Genomic DNA, 16,920 nt, shown 5'->3' with positions numbered 1-16,920 from the left:
GGTCACCGAGACAGCCGCGCCGGATGCGGTGCCGCGGCCACCGAGCCACGCGGCCGCGGCTCGGGGGTGAGCACCTTGCGCCGTCGGCGCCTGCCGTTGTCGATGGCGTCGGCGGCCCGCTCCACGACCGCGCCGACCAGTGCGGGCACGTCCCACTGGAACGTCGACAACGGCGGGGTGAGCAGACGGGACATCGGGTGGTCGTCGTAGCCCAGCACGGACAGCTCGTCGGGGATCGTCAGGTCCAGCTCCCGGGCGGCGGCGTACACGCCGTAGGCCATGGAGTCGGCGAAGCAGAAGATCGCGGTGGGCCGGTCGTCGGCCTCCAGCGCCGCGCGAGCGATCGCCGCGGCCCCGTCCAGGTCCGGAGGGCAGGCCGCCAGCCGTGCCCGCAGCCCCAGGTCGTCGGCGACCCGCTGGGCGATCTCGGCGGCGGGCCGGTCCGGCGTGGAGGGCAGGCCCGGTGTGAGCACCAGGACGTCCTCGTGTCCCGTCGAGGACAGGGTGCGCAGGGCCTCGGTGACACCCACGACATTGTCGAAGGTGACCTCCGCGGCGGCCTTCGCTCTCGGCAGCGCGTCGCCGATCGAGATGAGCGCGACCTGCTCGGCGACCTCCCGCCAGTGCGCCGACCGGGGATCGACCGGGATCGTGATGACGGCATCCACCCTGTCGTCGACGAGCCGCCTGGCCAGCACGGCCTCCCGCGCACTGTCGCCGGCCGCGTCGACGATGAGCGCGTACCGGCCGGTCTCCAGCAGCGCCCTGCCGAGCGCCGTGCTGATCGACTGCTGCCACAGGTCCCGCAGGGAGCTGCACAGCACGCCGACCGTGCCGGTGCGGCCGCTGGCGAGCGCCCTGGCGATCGGGTCGACCTGGTAGCCGATGCGCTCGGCGGCCTCCCGCACACGCTCCTGCGTCTCCTCGGGCACGTGGATGCCGCGCAGCGCGTAGGACACGGTGGCCGACGAGAGCCCTGTCTCGGCGGCGATGTCCTTGAGTGTCGGGCGCTTGCGTTGCGGCGGCGGCACGCGCTCAGCCTACCGGCCGGGCGTGACATTCTCGCGTCGTCGGCGCCCGCGCGGCGGGACGCGGTGCTTGACCCGGCCGTGGTTAAGCGCTTCAATGAAGCGGTTCAGTGAAGCGCTTAACTCGTGTCGGGTCTGGAGGAGTGGATGGCCGAACCCGCCCAGGTGGACGTCCACCAGCACCTGTGGCCGGAGGAGTTCGTCGAGGCACTGCGCCGCAGGACCGTGCCGCCGAGGCTCGACGGGTGGACGCTGCACCTCGCCGGGGAGCCGCCGTACGCCGTGGACCCCGCCCACCACGACGTGGCGGCGAGAGCAGGCCGGGAGGCCAGGACCGGCGCCGCACACGCCCTGGTCTCGCTCTCCAGCCCGCTGGGCATCGAGTGGCTCGCCGGTGAGGAGGCCGCGCCGCTGCTCGACGCCTGGCACGAGGGCGCACTCGCGCTGCCCGCACCGTTTCGCGCGTGGGCGGCGGCGAGCGTCGCCGAGCCGGATCCCGGGTCCCTGCGCGTCGCACTGGAACGCGGCTGCGTGGGCCTGCAGCTGCCCGCCGACGCGCTGACGACGCCCGCCGCCATCGAACGCCTCACGCCCCTGCTGGCCGAGTGCGAACGACAGGACCGGCCGGTGCTGGTGCACCCCGGCCGCGTCCCCGGGCACGCGGGCCCGGCGCTGCCCGGCTGGTGGGCGCCGGTGGTCGACTACGTCGCCCAGCTGCACGCCGCCTGGTGGGCCTGGCACGCGGTGGGCCGCTCGCTGCTGCCGCGGCTGCGGATCTGCTTCGCCGCGGCCGCAGGGCTGGCCCCGGTGCACCACGAACGCCTCGTCGCCCGCGGCGGGCAGTTCTCCCACGTCGATCCGGACGTGTTCGTCGAGACGTCCTCCTACGGGCCCCGGGCCCTCGACGCGCTGATCCGGGTGCTGGGCATCGACCCGGTCGTGTTCGGCACCGACCGGCCCTACGCCGAGCCCACCGACCCCGGGCTCGGTGACGCCGCCACCCACGCCATCCGCCGCGCGAACCCGCGCCGGCTGCTGAAGGGAGTGTTCGATGACCGTTGACCTGGCCGTTCCCGCGCGGGAGGCCGTCCCCGTCGCCGCCGTCTCCGGTGGTCCCGGCCTCGGCGCGCTGCCCGGCCGGGACCTGGACCGGGAGGAACTGCGCGCGCTGGCCGCCTCCCTCGCCGCGGACCCGGCCTGGTGGGAAGGGGATCTCGCCTTCAGCGACGAGCACCGGCACTACGTGTCCCTGCACCGGGACGCCCACGTCGACGTGTGGCTGGTGTGCTGGACGCCGCGCAACGACACGGGCTGGCACGACCACGACATCTCCTCCGGGGCCGTCGCGGTCGCGCGCGGGGCGCTGGTCGAGCACAACCTCGCCGTGGCGGGGGACAGCGTGCGGACCCGGGTCGAGGCGGGGCGGGTGTTCTGCTTCGGCCCCGAGCACATCCACCGGCTCACCGGAGCCGTGCACGGCAGCGTGTCCGTGCATGCGTACTCGCCGCCGCTGTGGCGGATGGGCCAGTACGCGGTGTCGCCGAGCGGGGTGCTGCGCCGGGTGTCGGTGTCCTACGCCGACGAGCTGCGCCCCCTCGACGACGTGCCGGCAGGCCAGGGCGGGCGGTAGGTGACCCGCCGCCGTGCGCATGCGCACTTGCCAGCTGCCGCCCCGCCGCATAATGCTATTCACCGGCGCGGGCGGCGCGGTGACGGCGAGAGGCGGGCTGTGATGGCGGCAGGCGGACAGACCCGGGCGCCGGAGCTGGACGAGGACCTGCTCGCGATGTTCCGGGGCAGGCATCTCTCGCCCGCGCAACGGCGGATCGCCCAGTACCTGCTGGATCACCTGCGCGAGGTGGTCTTCCTCTCCAGTGTGGAGCTCGCCGAGCGGGCCGGTGTCAGTCAGCCGTCGGTGACGCGCTTCGCCACGGCGCTCGGGTTCAGCGGCTACCCCGACCTGCGCAGGGCCCTGCGCCCGCTGGTGACCGGCGACGAGCCGGTGCGGCACGGGCCGGAACGCAACGACTTCCAGGCCGCCGTGGACGCCGACCTGCACGGACTGGAGGCACTGCGGGAGCAGGCCGGCGACCCGGCGGTGCTCAACCGGGTCGGGCGCGCGCTCGCCGGGTCGGTGCCGCTGCCCGTGCTCGGTCTGCGCGTGTCCGCTGCGGTGGCCCAGTCCTTCGGCTACCGCGCCCAGCGGGTGCACCCGGACGTGCGGATTCTCACCGACGGCGACGTGGTCCCCGACGAGCTGCTGCGGGCCAGGCAGTCGGGCGCGAGCTGGCTGCTGGCGTTCGTCCTGCCCCGGTACCCGGTCGCCGCCGCGGACGCGCTGACCTGCGCGCGGCGGCTCGGCCTGCGGTGTGCCGTCGTCACCGACCGGGCGCTGGCACCCTTCGCCCGGTCCGCCGACGAGCTGCTGACCTGCGGCATCAACGACCGGTTCGTCTTCGACTCCCACGCGGCGCCGCTCGTGCTGTCGATGCTGTTGCTCAAGGCACTGGTGGACGCCGAGCCGGAGCGGGCCCAGCGCAGGCTGGAGGAGTACGAACGCCTGACCCGCGCGTCCGGGGTGTTCCTTCCCGAATAGTGGACTACGGTGACGTCAGCCCGGGGATCGTCGTCCACGATGCTTGACATGCATTTCATGTCTCATCAGGATGAATGAATCTATTCAGACTGGTGGAGCCCGCTGTGATCGAATTCGACAACGTGACCAAGCGCTACGCCGACGGCACGGTGGCGGTGGACGACCTGAGCATCGAGGCTCCCCAGGGCAAGATCACTGTCCTGGTCGGACCGTCCGGCTGCGGCAAGACGACGTCGCTGCGGATGGTCAACCGCAGCATCGAAGCCACCTCCGGCCGCATCCTCGTGGACGGCAGGGACGTGCAGAGCGTCCGTGCGGTCGAGCTGCGCCGCGGCATCGGCTACGTCATCCAGCAGGGCGGGCTGTTCCCGCACCAGACGGTGCTCGACAACATCATGACGGTGCCGCATCTGCTCGGCTGGAGCAAGAAGAAGTCGCGCGAGCGGGCCCACGAGCTGCTGCAGCGGGTGGGCCTGCCCTCCTCGTTCGCCCGGCGCTACCCTGCGCAGCTCTCCGGTGGGCAGCAACAGCGGGTCGGCGTGGCGCGGGCGCTCGCCGCCGACCCGCCGATCATGCTGATGGACGAGCCCTTCAGCGCCATCGACCCGATCGTGCGGGCGGGCCTGCAGGACGAGTTCCTCCGGCTGCAGGAGGAGCTGGGCAAGACCATCGTGTTCGTCACCCACGACATCGACGAGGCCATCAAGCTCGGCGACTACGTGGCCGTGCTGCGGGTCGGCGGCAGGCTGGCGCAGCTGGCGCCGCCCGCGGAGCTGCTGGCACAACCCGCCGACGAGTTCGTGGAGGACTTCGTCGGCCGCGACCGCGGCTACCGGGCCCTGCAGTTCGTGCGGGCCGCGGAGCTGCCGGTGCACGAGGCGCCCACCGTGGGTCTCGGCGGCTCGCTCGCCGACGCGCGAGCCGTCGCGGGCGGCGACCAGTGGGTGCTGGTGCTCGGGCCCGAGCGCAGGCCCGCCGGCTGGCTCGACGTGACCGATCCGGCGATCCCGTCGGTGGACAGGTCCCATCTGGTGTCGGTCGGCACGACGTTCACCGCCGAGGGCCCCGTGCGGTTCGCGCTCGACGGAGCGCTCAGCTCGCCGTGCGGCCAGGCCGTGTGCGTGGACGCCGAGGGCGCGTACGTGGGCGTGGCCGGGGCCACCGAGATCGCCCGGCACGTGTCGAGCCAGGGCGCGCTGGCCGGGGAGACCTCGTGAGCTGGGACTGGGTGTCCAGCAACCTGGACCGGATCGGCGAGCTGCTGGCCTTCCACCTCTACCTCGCACTCGTGCCCGTGGCGCTCGGCCTGCTCGTCGCGCTGCCGGTCGGCTTCCTCGTCGCCCGCTGGGGCAAGCTCTACGGCCCGATGCTCGCGAGCAGCGCGATCCTGTTCTCGATCCCATCGCTCGCCCTGTTCGTGATCCTGCCGGGCATCATCGGCACGCAGATCCTCGACCCGGTCAACATCATCATCGCGCTGACGATCTACGCGGGCGCACTGCTCGTCCGCTCGGTCTCCGACGGGCTGCGGTCGGTGCCCGGTCACGTCACCCAGGCCGCGTCGGCCATGGGATACGAGCGGTGGCGGCAACTGCTGAGGATCGAGCTGCCACTCGCGGCGCCGTTCATCTTCGCCGGTCTGCGGTTCGTCACGGTCGCCAACATCAGCATGGTCAGCGTCGGCGCCCTGCTCGGCATCGGCGGCCTCGGCGAGCTGTTCACCGACGGGTTCAACCGCAACTTCGCCACCCCGATCGTCGTCGGCACTGTGCTGTCGATCGTGCTGGCGCTCGCCGCCGACGCCCTGATCGTGCTGCTGCAACGAGTGACGACGCCGTGGGCCAGGGCCGGGGGCGCCTCATGAGCCTGTTCTCCCAGCTGCTGGAGTTCTTCGGCGACGCCGACAACTGGTCCGGCAGTCGCGGCATCCCGGTCCGGATGCTCGAACATCTGTGGTACACGGCTCTCTCGCTGGCCATCGCCACCGCGATCGCGCTGCCCGTGGGCCTGCTGATCGGGCACACCGGCAGGGGAGCGTTCTTCGCCATCAACCTCGGCAACGCGGCCCGCTCCTTTCCGAGTCTCGGCCTGCTCATGCTGCTGGTCCTCGGGCTGGGTCTCGGCCTTGTGCCCGCGCTGATCGCACTGGTCGCACTCGGCGTCCCGCCGATCCTCGCCTCGACGTACGCCGGGGTCCGTGGCGTCGAACCGGCGGTGATCGACGCGGCAAGGGGCATGGGCATGACCGAGACCAGAATCGTGTCCAGAGTGGAGCTGCCGATCGCGCTGCCGCTGGTGCTCTCCGGGATGCGCAGCGCCACGTTGCAGATCGTGTCCACGGCGACCATCGCCGCCTACCTGTCGCTCGGTGGGCTCGGCCGGTTCGTCATCGACGGCTTCGCCGTGCGCGACTACGCCGAGATGGTCGCGGGCGCCGTGCTCGTGGCGCTGCTCGCGATCGCACTGGACGGCGTGCTCGTGTTGCTGCAGCGCCTGCTCGTCTCCGCGGGGCTCACCGGACGCGCCCAGCGGGCCGCCGCCACGCAGGAGCCCACGGCCGAACCGGCCGCCGAACTCGCCCACTGATTCGCCCAACCCACCAGGAGGACCGAGTGCTCAGGAAACGACTCGCCGTGCTCGCCGTCGCGGGCACGGCCGCCGTCACGCTCGCGGCGTGCGGCGGTGGCGGCGACCCGCTGTCCGGGGACAGCGGCGAGCAACCCGCGCAGGACACCATCGCGGTCGGCTCCGCGAACTTTTCGGAGGCCGTACTGCTCGGCGAGATGTACGCGCAGGCACTGCAGGCCGAGGGCCTCAAGGTCGAGAAGAAGCTCAACATCGGCAGCCGTGAGGTCTACATCCCCGCCGTGCAGGACGGCTCGATCGACCTCGTGCCCGAGTACACCGGGAACCTGCTGCTGTACTTCGACAAGGATGCGACGCAGACCGAGTCGGAGCAGGTCGACGCCGCGCTGCGCAAGGCGTTGCCCGACGACCTGATCGCGCTGGAGAAGTCCGAGGCCGTGGACGAGGACGCGATCGTCGTCCGCAAGGAGACGGCGCAGAAGTACGACCTCACCACGATCGCCGACCTCAAGCCGGTCGCGTCCCAGCTCGTCGTCGGCGGCTCGCCGGAGTTCCGTGAGCGCAAGGCGGGCCTGCAGGGGCTCGAAGAGGTGTACGGGCTGAAGTTCAAGGAGTACAAGACCCTGGACACGGCGGGCCCGATCACCGTGGAGGCCCTGAAGTCGGGTGAGGTGGACGTGTCGCAGCTGTTCACGACGCAGAGCGCGATCACCGAGAACGACTTCGTGGTGCTGGAGGACCCGAAGCACATCCACATCGCACAGAACATCGTGCCGCTGGTGCGCGAGTCGAAGGCCAACGACACGGTGAAGTCCGTGCTCAACAAGATCTCGGCCGCGCTCACGACGGAGAACGTCACCGAGATGGTCCGGCGGATCGACGTCGACCACGAGAACGCCGAGGCTGTCGCGAAGGACTTCCTGTCCCAGCAGGGCATGCTGTAGAGGTCCGGCGTGACGATCGTGGTGGGGCAGCGGCCGCTCACCCCCGGCGATGTGCTCGAGGCCGCCCGGCACGGCGCTCGCGTCGCGTTCGCGGACGCCGTGCCCGGGTGGCTGCAACGCGAGCGCGCGGTCGTCGACGATGTGGTCGACCGGCAGGTGCCCGCCTACGGCGTCACCACGGGACTGGGCTCCCGCGCGGGGCACGCGCTGCCGCGTGCGGAGCTCGCCGCGTTCAGCCTGCGGACCGTGCGCGGCAGGGCCAACGCCGTCGGCGCTGCGCTGCCCGCCGAGGTCGTGCGCGCGGCGATGCTGGCCAGGCTCGGCGGCATCGCCGCGGGCGGCAGCGGGATCACGCCCGCGGTGGCGAACCTGCTCGTGGACATGCTCAACGCCGGGGTGCACCCTGTGGTGCCGGAGACCGGCTCGATCGGGGCGTCCGATCTGAACCAGATGGCCCACATCGCGCTCGCCGTCGTGGGGGAGGGGCGGGCCGAGCTGGCGGGAGACGTACTCGACTCCGCGGTGGCGTTGCGCCGCGCCGGGCTGGAGCCGGTGCCGCTGGGACCCAAGGACGGCCTGGTGCTGTGCGGCGCCAGCCCGCTGGCCGCGGGAACCGCCGCGCTGGCGGCTGCCGACACCGACACCACCTGGATGCTTGCCCAGGCGGTGGCCGCCCTGACCTACGAGGGCTTCCGCGCCAACACCAGCCCGCTCGATCCCCGGGCGCAACGGGCCCGCCCGGCTCCCGGGCAGCAGGAGGCGGCCGCCGGGTTGCTGGCGCTGCTGGAGGGCGGCGAGCTGACCGATCCGCGTGCGGCACGGCGCATCCAGGACCCGCTGAGCCTGCGCTGCGTCGCGCAGACACACGGCTCGCTGCGTGCCGCACTGTCCTTCCTGGACAACGTGCTGGCCACCGAGCTGAACGGCAGCGGCGACAACCCGATCGTGCTCGCCGACGACGGCGAGGTGCTGTCCACCGGGAACTTCCACACACCAGGGCTGGCCCTGGCCTGCGACACGCTGGCGCTGGCGCTGTGCCAGACGGCGGCCCTGTCGGCAGGACGTACCCAGCGCCTGCTGGACGCGTCGGTGAGCGGCCTGCCCGCCAACCTCTCCCCGTACGGTCCGGAACGGTCGGGGCTGGCGCCCCTGGTGAAGACGGCGCAGGCGCTGGTGACGGAGATCCGCCACGCCGCGACGCCCGTGTGCACCGATCCACGGCAGAGCGCCGACGGCGTGGAGGACGACTCGACCAACGCCGCGTTCGGCGCGCGCAGGCTGGCGGCGATGCTTACCCGCCTGCGTTACCTGCTCGCCGTGGAGGCGCTTGCCGCCGCGCAGGCTGTGCACCTCGCCGCACCGGCACGGCTGGGTCACGGCCCGCAGCGGCTGCTGACGGAGATCCGGGAGGTCGTGCCCCCGCTCGACGACGACCGGCCGAGTGGTGACGACGTCGAGCGGGTGGCGCGCGAGGTGCTCGGCGCGGAGCCGGTGCACAGCGACCTCCGGGCGCTGCTCACGACCCCGGCAGCGGAATCCGCGCGAACACGGGAATGAGCTGCTGCTCCTCGTAGTCCAGGTGCACCTCCAGTTCGGTGGCCATCCGGTCCAGCTCGGCGCGGAACGAGGCGGGATCGGCGCCTGGCAGGTTCGCCAGATGCGTCTCCAGCTCGCCGCGGATGCGGGCCACGGTGCGGTGCTCCGCCCGCAGGCGTCCGATGACGCCGGACAGCTCCGGATACCGCCGTTCCAGGTCGGGCAGCACCGCATTGTCCTCACTGGTGTGGTGGAACTCCAGTGACTCGCAGAAGGCCAGGCAGTGCTGGCGGATCTGCAGGCCGAGGCCGGCCGGCGCCGGGTCCGCCGCGTCGCGGGCCGCGAAGTGGGCGTCCACTTCGGCCCGGACGTGCCGGAGTTGTTCGCGCAGCCAGGTGTGCACCTCGACGAGCTTGTCGCCCAGCGAGGACAGCTTCCAGGGTGGCGTGTCGGCGAACTGCCGTTCCAGTGCGACGACGGGAAGCCGTCGCTGCACTGTGGCCTGGTAGTCGCCGAAGCCGGGCACCGCGCGCACGACGAGGTCGAAGAGCCGGTCGCGTTCAGCGCCCTCGACGGGAACGGCGACGGCGCCGAAGGCCTCGTCGCCCAGCTCCACGCGGGCCATCGGATGGGCGAGGATGTTGTGGTACCAGTCCGGATTGCGGGGCGATCCGCCTGCCGATGCGACGACGAGCAGGCGCCCTTCGATCCGGACGTAGGCGAGGGGAGTGGTGTGCTCCCGGCCGGACTTCGCTCCCACCGTGGTGAGCAGAAGCAGGTCACCGCCCGCGAACGGGCCTCCGACGCGGCCCGCGTTGGCGCGGAACTCCTCGACGACGGGCCGGTTGAATTCACTGAGGTGTGGCTCGGGACGGTGGTGCGGGTTGTACTGGGTTTCGGGCATGACGAGGTCTCCTGTGGACAGACAGGTGGCATGAGGACAGCGGCGGGCGAGCACGGGTTTTCCGTGCGCCTGCGGCAAGGACGACAGAGCGTGGACAGCAACGCCGCGGGGCAGTGGTGCGACAGCGCCACGCCTCGCTCGGCGGTGTCAGCAGCGGCGGAGTCGTGTACCCACGATGGACCCCCCGGACAGTGTCAAGGTGCCTCCATGGCTGGCGGGTGAATGCTCAGCAACACGCGACACGGGGAGCCATTAGAGCGGAAGCGGGCTCCGCCCGTCAAGATGGATTGGTGTATAATGACCTATACAGCAGGGCACAGGGCGGCTTTGCCGCCCGTCAACCACTCCTCGAGGTATCCACACCACACAACACCATGCATCGACCGCCGGGGCCTTCAGCCTCGGTCGAGCGCCGGCCGTTTGGGGTCGAATGTCCAGCCGGGAACGAGGTAGCGCATGGCGAGTGCGTCGTCGCGGGCGCCGAGCCCGTGCTCGCGGTACAGCTCGTGTGCGGCCTCCACGCGGTCCGGGTCCAGCTCGACGCCGAGGCCCGGTTCGTCCGGCACGGTGAGGTGGCCGTCGGCGAGCGGGATCGGCTCGCGGGTGAGGCGCTGCCCGTCCTGCCAGATCCAGTGGGTGTCGATGGCGGTGATCTCACCGGGCGCGGCGGCGGCGACGTGGGTGAACATCGCCAGCGACACGTCGAAGTGGTTGTTGGAGTGCGATCCCCACGTCAGTCCCCACGCCTGGCACAGCTGTGCCACCCGGACCGAGCCGTGCATCGTCCAGAAGTGCGGGTCGGCCAGCGGGATGTCCACGGCGTGCTCGCGGACCGCGTGGCCGAGCTGGCGCCAGTCGGTGGCGACCATGTTGGTGGCGGTGCGCAGTCCGGTGGCGCGGCGGAACTCGGCCAGCACCTCCCGCCCGGAGTAGCCGTCCTCGGCGCCGCACGGGTCCTCGGCGTAGGCGAGCACGTCGCGCAGCCGCCGTCCCCGGCGGATCGCGTCGGTGAGCAGCCAGCCCCCGTTCGGATCGAGCGTCACGTTGGCGTCGGGGAAGTGTTCGGCCAGCGCCGTGATCACCTCGACCTCCTCGTCGCCGGGCAGCACGCCGCCCTTGAGCTTGAAGTCGGTGAACCCGTAGCGGGCACGGGCGGCCTCGGCCAGCGCGATCACGGCGTCGGCGTCGAGTGCGGGCTCGTCGCGCAGCCGCAGCCAGTCGTGACCGTCCTGCCCGCAGCGGTAGTCCAGGTCGGTGCGCGTGCGGTCGCCGACGAAGAACAGGTAGCCGAGCGCGGGAACCCGGTCGCGCTGCCTGCCGTCGCCCAGCAGCGCGGCCACGGGAAGGTCGAGTAGGCGGCCGAGCAGGTCCAGCAGGGCCGACTCGATGGCGGTGCACGCGTGGACGGTGACCCGCAGGTCGAAGGTCTGCCGGCCGCGGCCGCCCGCGTCCCGGGCGGCGAAGCGCTCGCGCACGGCCCCGAGCACCGCGTGGTGGTCGCCGACGCGCGCGCCGAGCACCAGCTCGGCGGCGTCCTCCAGCGTGGCGGTGATGGCGGGCCCGCCCGGTACCTCGCCGACACCGGTGCGACCGTCGGAGTCGGTGAGGATCAGCAGGTTGCGGGTGAAGAACGGGGCGTGGGCGCCGCTGAGGTTCAGGAGCATGCTGTCGCGGCCCGCCACGGGGACGACGCGGTAGGCGGTCACGACGGGGGTGCTGCTCATGCGTGGCTCGCTTTCGTGCGTGGAAGGGGAGGGAGGTTCGTCACCAGCGGGGTGGTGAGGGGTCGAACCCGGGTTCGAACCGGCGGCGGTAGCCGGTGTCGTCGCGCTCGGTGATGCCGCAGGCGAGGTAATGCTCGTGCAGGCGGTCCAGTGCCTCGCGGTCGAGTTCGACGCCGAGGCCGGGTGCCGTGGGGACGGCCACCGCGCCGTCGGCGAAGGTGAGTGCGCCCGGCGTGACCACGTCCTCGTCGGGGCGTTTCCACGGCCAGTGCGTGTCGCAGGCGTAGGTGAGGTTGGGGGTGGCCGCCGCGAGGTGGGTCATGGCGGCGAGGCTGATGCCCAGATGCGAGTTGGAGTGCATGGACAGGCCGAGGCCGAACGTGTCGCAGATGGCGGCGAGGGTGCGGGAGCGGTCGAGGCCACCCCAGAAGTGGTGATCCGACAGCACGACCTGCACGGCGTCGGCGGCGACCGCGGGCCTGAGGTGGTCGAACGCGACCACGCACATGTTGGTGGCCAGCGGCATGGCGACCTCGCCTGCGACCGCGGCCATGCCGTCGATGCCCGTGACCGGGTCCTCCAGGTACTCGATGATCCCCTCGAGTTCCTTGCCGACGCGCACGGCGGTCTCGACGCTCCAGGCGCCGTTGGGGTCGATGCGCAGGGGCAGGGCGGGGAACGCCTCGCGGAGGGCATGGACGGCGGCGATCTCCTGCTCCGGTGGCAGGACACCGGCCTTGAGCTTGATGGCGGTGAAGCCGTAGCCGTCGATCATCCGGTGGGCCTGCTCGACGAGCTGGGCGGGTTCGAGGGCCGGGCCCCAGTCGTCGGCCGCGGCGCCGGGGTGGCCCGCCCACTTGTAGAACAGGTAGGCGCTGTACTCGACACGGTCGCGCACGGCGCCGCCGAGCAGGTCGCTGACCGGGCGGCCGAGCGCCTTGCCCCGGATGTCCAGGCAGGCCACCTCGAACGGCGAGGCCACCCGGTGCACGGTGCTGCTGCCGGTGACCATGCCGCTCATGCCGTGGCCCGCGGTGCTGGTGTCGGCCGACAGCGCGGCGCCGACCCGGCGTTCGAGTTCGGAGGTGTGCCACACGTCGACGCCGGTCAGCAGGTCCGCGGCCGCGCGCAGGCGCGCCACGTGCGCGGCGTCGCCGTAGGTCTCGCCGAGTCCGTGCAGGCCCTCGTCGGTGATCACCTCGACGACGGCGCGCAGCGCGAACGGCTCGTGCACGCCCACGGTGTTCAGCAGGGGCGGGTCGTGGAAGGCGACCGGTGTGATGCGGACGTCGCGGATGCGGAGCGGACCGGCGCTCGGATGATCGGACACGCGGGCAGTGTAGCCGCCAGTCGTCTACATGTGTAGACGCATGACAGATAACGAGACGCAAGCTCGGATGTGGGCGGCCAACACGCGAGAAAATGGTGTCGCAGGCGTGTCGATCCGGCGCGACGTCGTTCGTGTGGAGAGTGAGGAGACGACCACGACCGCGAAAAGGAGCGTCGCATGAAGCAGTACCTGCTCAGCATCTACCAGCCCGACGGCGACCCGCCGCCGCCCGAGGTCCTGGACCCGATCATGCGCAGGCTGGAGACGGTCAACACCGAGCTGCGCGAGGCGGGGGCGTGGGTGTTCTCCGCAGGGCTGAACCCGCCGGGGACCGCCACGGTGCTGCACGCCAAGGACGGTGAGCTGCTCACCACCGACGGCCCCTACATCGAGGGCAAGGAGCACATCGGTGGATTCACCGTCATCCAGGCCGCCGACCTCGACGCCGCGCTGGAGTGGGGTCGCAAGCTCGCCGAGGCGATCACGCTGCCCATCGAGGTGCGGCCGATGGAATTCGGCGTCAGCTGCACGTGACGGGCCCCGAATACGGCGCGCGGGCGGCGACGGTCGAGCGCGTCTTCCGCGAGGAGTACGGCCGCGCGGTCGCCGTGCTGGTCCGCCTCCTCGGCGACATCGACCTCGCCGAGGAGGCCGTCCAGGAGGCCTTCGCGGAGGCGACGCGCCGCTGGCCGTCGGCGGGAGTGCCGCCGAGCCCGGCAGGCTGGATCATCACCACCGCCCGCAACCGGGCGATCGACCGGTTCCGGAAGGAATCCACTCGCGACGAGCGGCACGCCGAGGCGGCCCTGCTGCACGCCCGGGACGAACCCGCCGAGGAGGGTGCCGTGCGCGATGACCGGCTCCGCCTGATCTTCACCTGCTGCCATCCGGCGCTGAACACGCAGGCGCAGGTGGCGCTGACCCTGCGGCTGCTCGGCGGGCTCACCACCACCGAGATCGCGCGGGCGTTCCTGCTGCCGGAACCGACCATGGCGCAGCGGCTGGTGCGGGCCAAACGCAAGATCCGCGACGCGCGGATCCCGTACCGGGTGCCCGCCGAGGCGGATCTGCCCGAGCGGCTGCGGGCGGTGCTGGCCGTGGTGTACCTGATCTTCACCGAGGGACACACGGCCACCTCCGGTGACGCGCTGGTGCGCGAGGACCTGTGCGCGGAGGCCGTGCGGCTGGGCCGGGTGCTCGCCGAGCTGATGCCCGACGAGCCGGAGGTGCTCGGCCTGCTGGCGCTGATGCTGCTCACCGAGGCGCGCAGGCCGGCACGCACCGGGCCGGACGGCGAGTTCGTGCGGCTGGCCGAACAGGACCGCACCCGCTGGGACCGGGCGCTCATCGCCGAGGGGCACGACCTCGTCCGCCGCTGCCTGCGCCGCGACCAGCCGGGCCCGTACCAGCTGCAGGCCGCGATCAACGCCGTGCACAGCGACGCGCCGAGCGCCGAGAGCACCGACTGGCGGCAGATCGTGCGGCTCTACGACCATCTCGTCGCGCTCGCGCCGAGCCCCGTGGTCGCGCTCAACCGCGCCGTCGCGGTGGCCGAGGCCGACGGGCCCGCGGCCGGGCTCGCGCTGGTGGACGAGTTGCGGCTGGACGGCTACCACCTGTTCCACGCCATCCGCGCCGACCTGCTGCGCAGGCTGGGCCGCCACAGCGAGGCGGCGCAGGCCTACCGCAAGGCACTCGAGCGGTGCGGCAACGAGCCCGAGCGGAGGCTGCTCGACCGCGCGCTGCGCGCGCTGCCGCACGAAGGTTCCTGACTGTGGCAGGCTGAACGGTGATGATCATGCCAGCTGGGGGCGGCCGGAGCGTGTCTCGCCGCTCGGTTCTGTCCGTGGCCGCGGCCGGCTCGCTGCTCGCGGCCTGCGGTGGTGGCCCCGCGTCCACGCCGTCGGCCGGGTCGGCTGGGGCTTCGGCCACCGCGACCACACCTGGCCGGGCGGCCGAGCGGGAGCACGAGCGGGCGCTACGGCAGCTCGAGCGGCGGTTCGGTGCGCGGCTCGGCGTGGTGGCCGAGCACACCGGGACCGGGAGGACCCTGCGCCACCGGCCCGCGGAGCGGTTCGCGATGTGCTCGACGTTCAAGGTGCTCGCGGCGGCCGCCGTGCTGCGCCGCAGCGAGGACGAGCGGAGGCTGCTGCGGCGCAGGATCGGCATCAGCGCGGCGGATCTCGTGCCGTACTCGCCCGTGTGCGAGCGGTATGCCGGCTCGGGGCTGACCGTCGCCGACTTGTGCGAGGCAGCCGTCTCCCACAGCGACAACACGGCCGCCAACAAGCTGCTGGAGCTGGTGGGCGGGCCGCGCGGGGTCACCGCGCTGGCCCACGCGGCGGGGGACACGGTCACCCGCCTGGACCGGGTGGAGCCGGACCTCAACAGCGCGGTGCCCGGCGATCCGCGCGACACCACCACGCCGGCGAACATCGCCGCGACCTACCGGGCGCTCGTGCTCGGCGACGTGCTCGCCGCGCCGGGGCGGGAGCGCCTGCGCGCCTGGATGCTCGCTACGACGACGAGCGCGGACAAGATGCGCGCCGGGGTGCCGGAGAGCTGGCGGGTGGCCGACAAGACCGGCAGCGGCGGGTACGGCACCGGTAACGACGTCGGCATCGTGTGGCCGCCCTCCGGCTCGCCGCTGGTGATCGCCGTGCTGTCCACCCGGGGCGAGCGGGACGCCGATGCGGATCCCGCGCTGATCGCCGAAGTCACGACGATCGCGGTCGAGGCGCTGACCACGTGAGTCCGCCCGGCGTAGATTGTGGGCATGTGCCGCAACATCACGATTCTGCGCGGGCTGGAGCCCGGCGCGACCGCGGAGGAGATCCACGCCGCCGCGCTGCAGTATGTCCGCAAGGTCAGCGGCGTGCAGTCGGTGTCGGGGGCGACGAGGGAGCCGATCGAGCGGGCCGCCGCCGAGATCGCGGAGATCACGGCTCGCCTGCTGGATGAGTTGCCCGCGCGGCGGACGCCGCCACCGACCGTGCCGCCGCTGCGCCGTCCCGAGGTACGGGCGCGGCTGGCGGCCAAGCGCGCCTGAGCGGCGCAGCCGCGTGTCACCGACCGGTCGCGCGGCTGGACGGGCCAGCCAGGCAGGCGTCAGCTCATCGCGTTGACGCCGGTCAGCGCCCTGCCGATGATCAGTTTCTGGATCTGGCTCGTGCCCTCGTACAGCGTCAGTACGCGGGCGTCGCGCACGTACTTGCCCGCGGGGTACTCGTCGATGAAGCCGTAGCCGCCGAACACCTGCAGGCAGTTGTTGCTCACGCGCACCGCGGTCTCGCTGGCGTGGTACTTGGCGGCCGAGGCGTCGGTGGCGTAGTCGCGGGGCGCGACTCCGGCGTCGGCCATCCTGGCCACGTGGTGCGTGAGCAGCCGTGAGGCCTGCACGTCCACGGCGGCGTCGGCGAGCAGTTCCTGAACGAGCTGGAAGGCCGCGATCGGTTTGCCGAACTGGTCGCGTTCGCCGGCATAGCGGGTGGCGGCGTCGAGCGCGGCCTGCGCGACGCCGACGGCGCCCGCGGCGACCGAGATCCGGCCGCGGGAGAGGGCGCCCAGCGCGATGCCCAGGCCGCGGTCGACCTCGCCGAGCCGGGCCGAGTCGGGCACGCGCACGCCGTCGAGGGTGAGTTCCGCGGTGGCCTGCCCGCGCAGGCCGAGCTTGCCGGTGATCTCGGTGGCCGTGAAGCCGGGGGAGTCCGTGGGCACGAGGAAGGCGGTGATGCCGTGCTCGCTGGTCCTGGCGAAGACGAGGGCAACCTCGGCCCAGGTGCCGTTGGTGATGAACATCTTGCTGCCCCGCAGCTGCCAGTCGCCGCCGTCACGTGTGGCTCGGGTGCGCAGCGAGCCCGCGTCGGAGCCGGTGCCGGGTTCGGTGAGGGCGAAGCAGCCGAGTGCCTGGCCGCTGACCAGCCGTGGCAGCCACCGCTCGCGCTGCTCGTCGGTGCCGTGGGCGGCGATCGTCTTGGCGACCAGGCCGAGGGACACGGACACGATGCCGCGCACGGCCGAGTCGCCGCGGCCCAGTTCCTCGGTGACGAGCACGTAGGACAGCATGTCGGCGGCCACGCCGCCGTAGCGCTCGTCGATCATGAGGCCCAGAAAGCCCAGCTCACCGAGGCGCCCCACCACCGCCTGGTCGACCCGCTCCGCGCGGTCCCACTCGGCGGCGTGCGGCACGATCTCGGCGTCGACGAACTCGGCGGCCATCGTGCGGAAGTCCCGCTGCGTCTGCGTGAGGCCGAAGTCCCTGGCCAGCATGTC

Annotated in this window: 17 protein-coding genes; 12 read left to right on the top strand and 5 right to left on the bottom strand. The window is 72.5% G+C overall.

The window, feature by feature from the left end; all coding sequences use genetic code 11:
- Positions 1-2 precede the first annotated feature (2 nt).
- Positions 3-1,031 carry a LacI family DNA-binding transcriptional regulator gene (locus BAY60_RS23505; RefSeq protein ID WP_112283193.1) on the bottom strand — a complete coding sequence of 343 codons (1,029 nt, stop codon included), beginning with the start codon at positions 1,029-1,031 and terminating at the stop codon, positions 3-5.
- A gap of 144 nt (positions 1,032-1,175) precedes the next feature.
- Here BAY60_RS23505 and BAY60_RS23500 point away from each other — a divergent pair, with 144 nt between their 5' ends.
- The 8 genes from BAY60_RS23500 (at position 1,176) to BAY60_RS23465 (ending at position 8,711) form a co-directional block, all read left to right on the top strand.
- Entirely contained in the window at positions 1,176-2,090 is a 915-nt protein-coding gene (locus tag BAY60_RS23500; protein WP_112283192.1) for an amidohydrolase family protein, read from the top strand.
- On the top strand, positions 2,080-2,658 hold the full coding sequence (locus BAY60_RS23495) for a cysteine dioxygenase (protein WP_112283191.1): 579 nt from the start codon (positions 2,080-2,082) through the stop codon (positions 2,656-2,658). The genes BAY60_RS23500 and BAY60_RS23495 overlap by 11 nt, the downstream gene beginning before the upstream one ends.
- 102 nt (positions 2,659-2,760) lie before the next feature.
- The gene (locus BAY60_RS23490) at positions 2,761-3,624 is read left to right on the top strand and encodes a MurR/RpiR family transcriptional regulator (RefSeq protein ID WP_112283190.1); all 864 of its coding nucleotides are present in this window, start codon (positions 2,761-2,763) and stop codon (positions 3,622-3,624) included.
- Positions 3,625-3,728: 104 nt separating this feature from the next.
- Entirely contained in the window at positions 3,729-4,841 is a 1,113-nt protein-coding gene (locus BAY60_RS23485) for an ABC transporter ATP-binding protein (RefSeq protein ID WP_112283189.1), read from the top strand.
- On the top strand, positions 4,838-5,488 hold the full coding sequence (locus BAY60_RS23480) for an ABC transporter permease (protein ID WP_245992769.1): 651 nt from the start codon (positions 4,838-4,840) through the stop codon (positions 5,486-5,488). Before BAY60_RS23485 ends, BAY60_RS23480 begins: the two co-directional genes overlap by 4 nt.
- On the top strand, positions 5,485-6,210 hold the full coding sequence (locus BAY60_RS23475) for an ABC transporter permease (protein ID WP_112283570.1): 726 nt from the start codon (positions 5,485-5,487) through the stop codon (positions 6,208-6,210). Before BAY60_RS23480 ends, BAY60_RS23475 begins: the two co-directional genes overlap by 4 nt.
- A 26-nt stretch (positions 6,211-6,236) precedes the next feature.
- Complete coding sequence (locus BAY60_RS23470; RefSeq protein ID WP_112283188.1) at positions 6,237-7,154, top strand: ABC transporter substrate-binding protein; 918 nt, start codon at positions 6,237-6,239, stop codon at positions 7,152-7,154.
- A 9-nt stretch (positions 7,155-7,163) separates the two neighbouring features.
- Complete coding sequence (locus BAY60_RS23465) at positions 7,164-8,711, top strand: aromatic amino acid lyase (RefSeq protein ID WP_112283187.1); 1,548 nt, start codon at positions 7,164-7,166, stop codon at positions 8,709-8,711.
- Here BAY60_RS23465 and BAY60_RS23460 read toward each other — a convergent pair.
- The 3 genes from BAY60_RS23460 to BAY60_RS23450 form a co-directional block, all read right to left on the bottom strand.
- On the bottom strand, positions 8,671-9,594 hold the full coding sequence (locus tag BAY60_RS23460; RefSeq protein ID WP_112283186.1) for a nitroreductase/quinone reductase family protein: 924 nt from the start codon (positions 9,592-9,594) through the stop codon (positions 8,671-8,673). The genes BAY60_RS23465 and BAY60_RS23460 overlap by 41 nt on opposite strands.
- A 395-nt stretch (positions 9,595-9,989) precedes the next feature.
- Positions 9,990-11,318, bottom strand: a complete 1,329-nt coding sequence (locus tag BAY60_RS23455) for an enolase C-terminal domain-like protein (protein ID WP_112283185.1) — start codon at positions 11,316-11,318, stop codon at positions 9,990-9,992.
- Between the two features lie 40 nt (positions 11,319-11,358).
- Positions 11,359-12,648, bottom strand: a complete 1,290-nt coding sequence (locus tag BAY60_RS23450) for a glucarate dehydratase family protein (RefSeq protein WP_112283184.1) — start codon at positions 12,646-12,648, stop codon at positions 11,359-11,361.
- A 177-nt stretch (positions 12,649-12,825) separates the two neighbouring features.
- Here BAY60_RS23450 and BAY60_RS23445 point away from each other — a divergent pair, with 177 nt between their 5' ends.
- From BAY60_RS23445 to BAY60_RS23430, 4 genes are read left to right on the top strand one after another with little or no spacing between them, the layout of a single operon-like run.
- Positions 12,826-13,182, top strand: a complete 357-nt coding sequence (locus BAY60_RS23445; protein WP_112283183.1) for a YciI family protein — start codon at positions 12,826-12,828, stop codon at positions 13,180-13,182.
- Complete coding sequence (locus BAY60_RS23440; RefSeq protein WP_112283182.1) at positions 13,179-14,420, top strand: RNA polymerase sigma factor; 1,242 nt, start codon at positions 13,179-13,181, stop codon at positions 14,418-14,420. Before BAY60_RS23445 ends, BAY60_RS23440 begins: the two co-directional genes overlap by 4 nt.
- Positions 14,421-14,446: 26 nt before the next feature.
- Positions 14,447-15,400: a class A beta-lactamase gene (bla, locus tag BAY60_RS23435; RefSeq protein WP_112283569.1), complete on the top strand. Its 954-nt coding sequence runs from the start codon at positions 14,447-14,449 to the stop codon at positions 15,398-15,400.
- A 24-nt stretch (positions 15,401-15,424) separates the two neighbouring features.
- The gene (locus BAY60_RS23430) at positions 15,425-15,697 is read left to right on the top strand and encodes a DUF2277 domain-containing protein (RefSeq protein ID WP_112283568.1); all 273 of its coding nucleotides are present in this window, start codon (positions 15,425-15,427) and stop codon (positions 15,695-15,697) included.
- 59 nt (positions 15,698-15,756) lie between these two features.
- Here BAY60_RS23430 and BAY60_RS23425 read toward each other — a convergent pair whose 3' ends face one another.
- Complete coding sequence (locus tag BAY60_RS23425) at positions 15,757-16,917, bottom strand: acyl-CoA dehydrogenase family protein (RefSeq protein WP_112283181.1); 1,161 nt, start codon at positions 16,915-16,917, stop codon at positions 15,757-15,759.
- Positions 16,918-16,920 lie beyond the last annotated feature (3 nt).

The sequence above is a fragment of the Prauserella muralis genome (genome assembly GCF_003202285.1).
GTDB classification, from domain to species: Bacteria; Actinomycetota; Actinomycetes; order Mycobacteriales; family Pseudonocardiaceae; genus Prauserella_B; species Prauserella_B muralis.
Note: the sequence above shows the minus strand (reverse complement) of the source record. Positions and strands in the feature narration are given on the sequence as shown.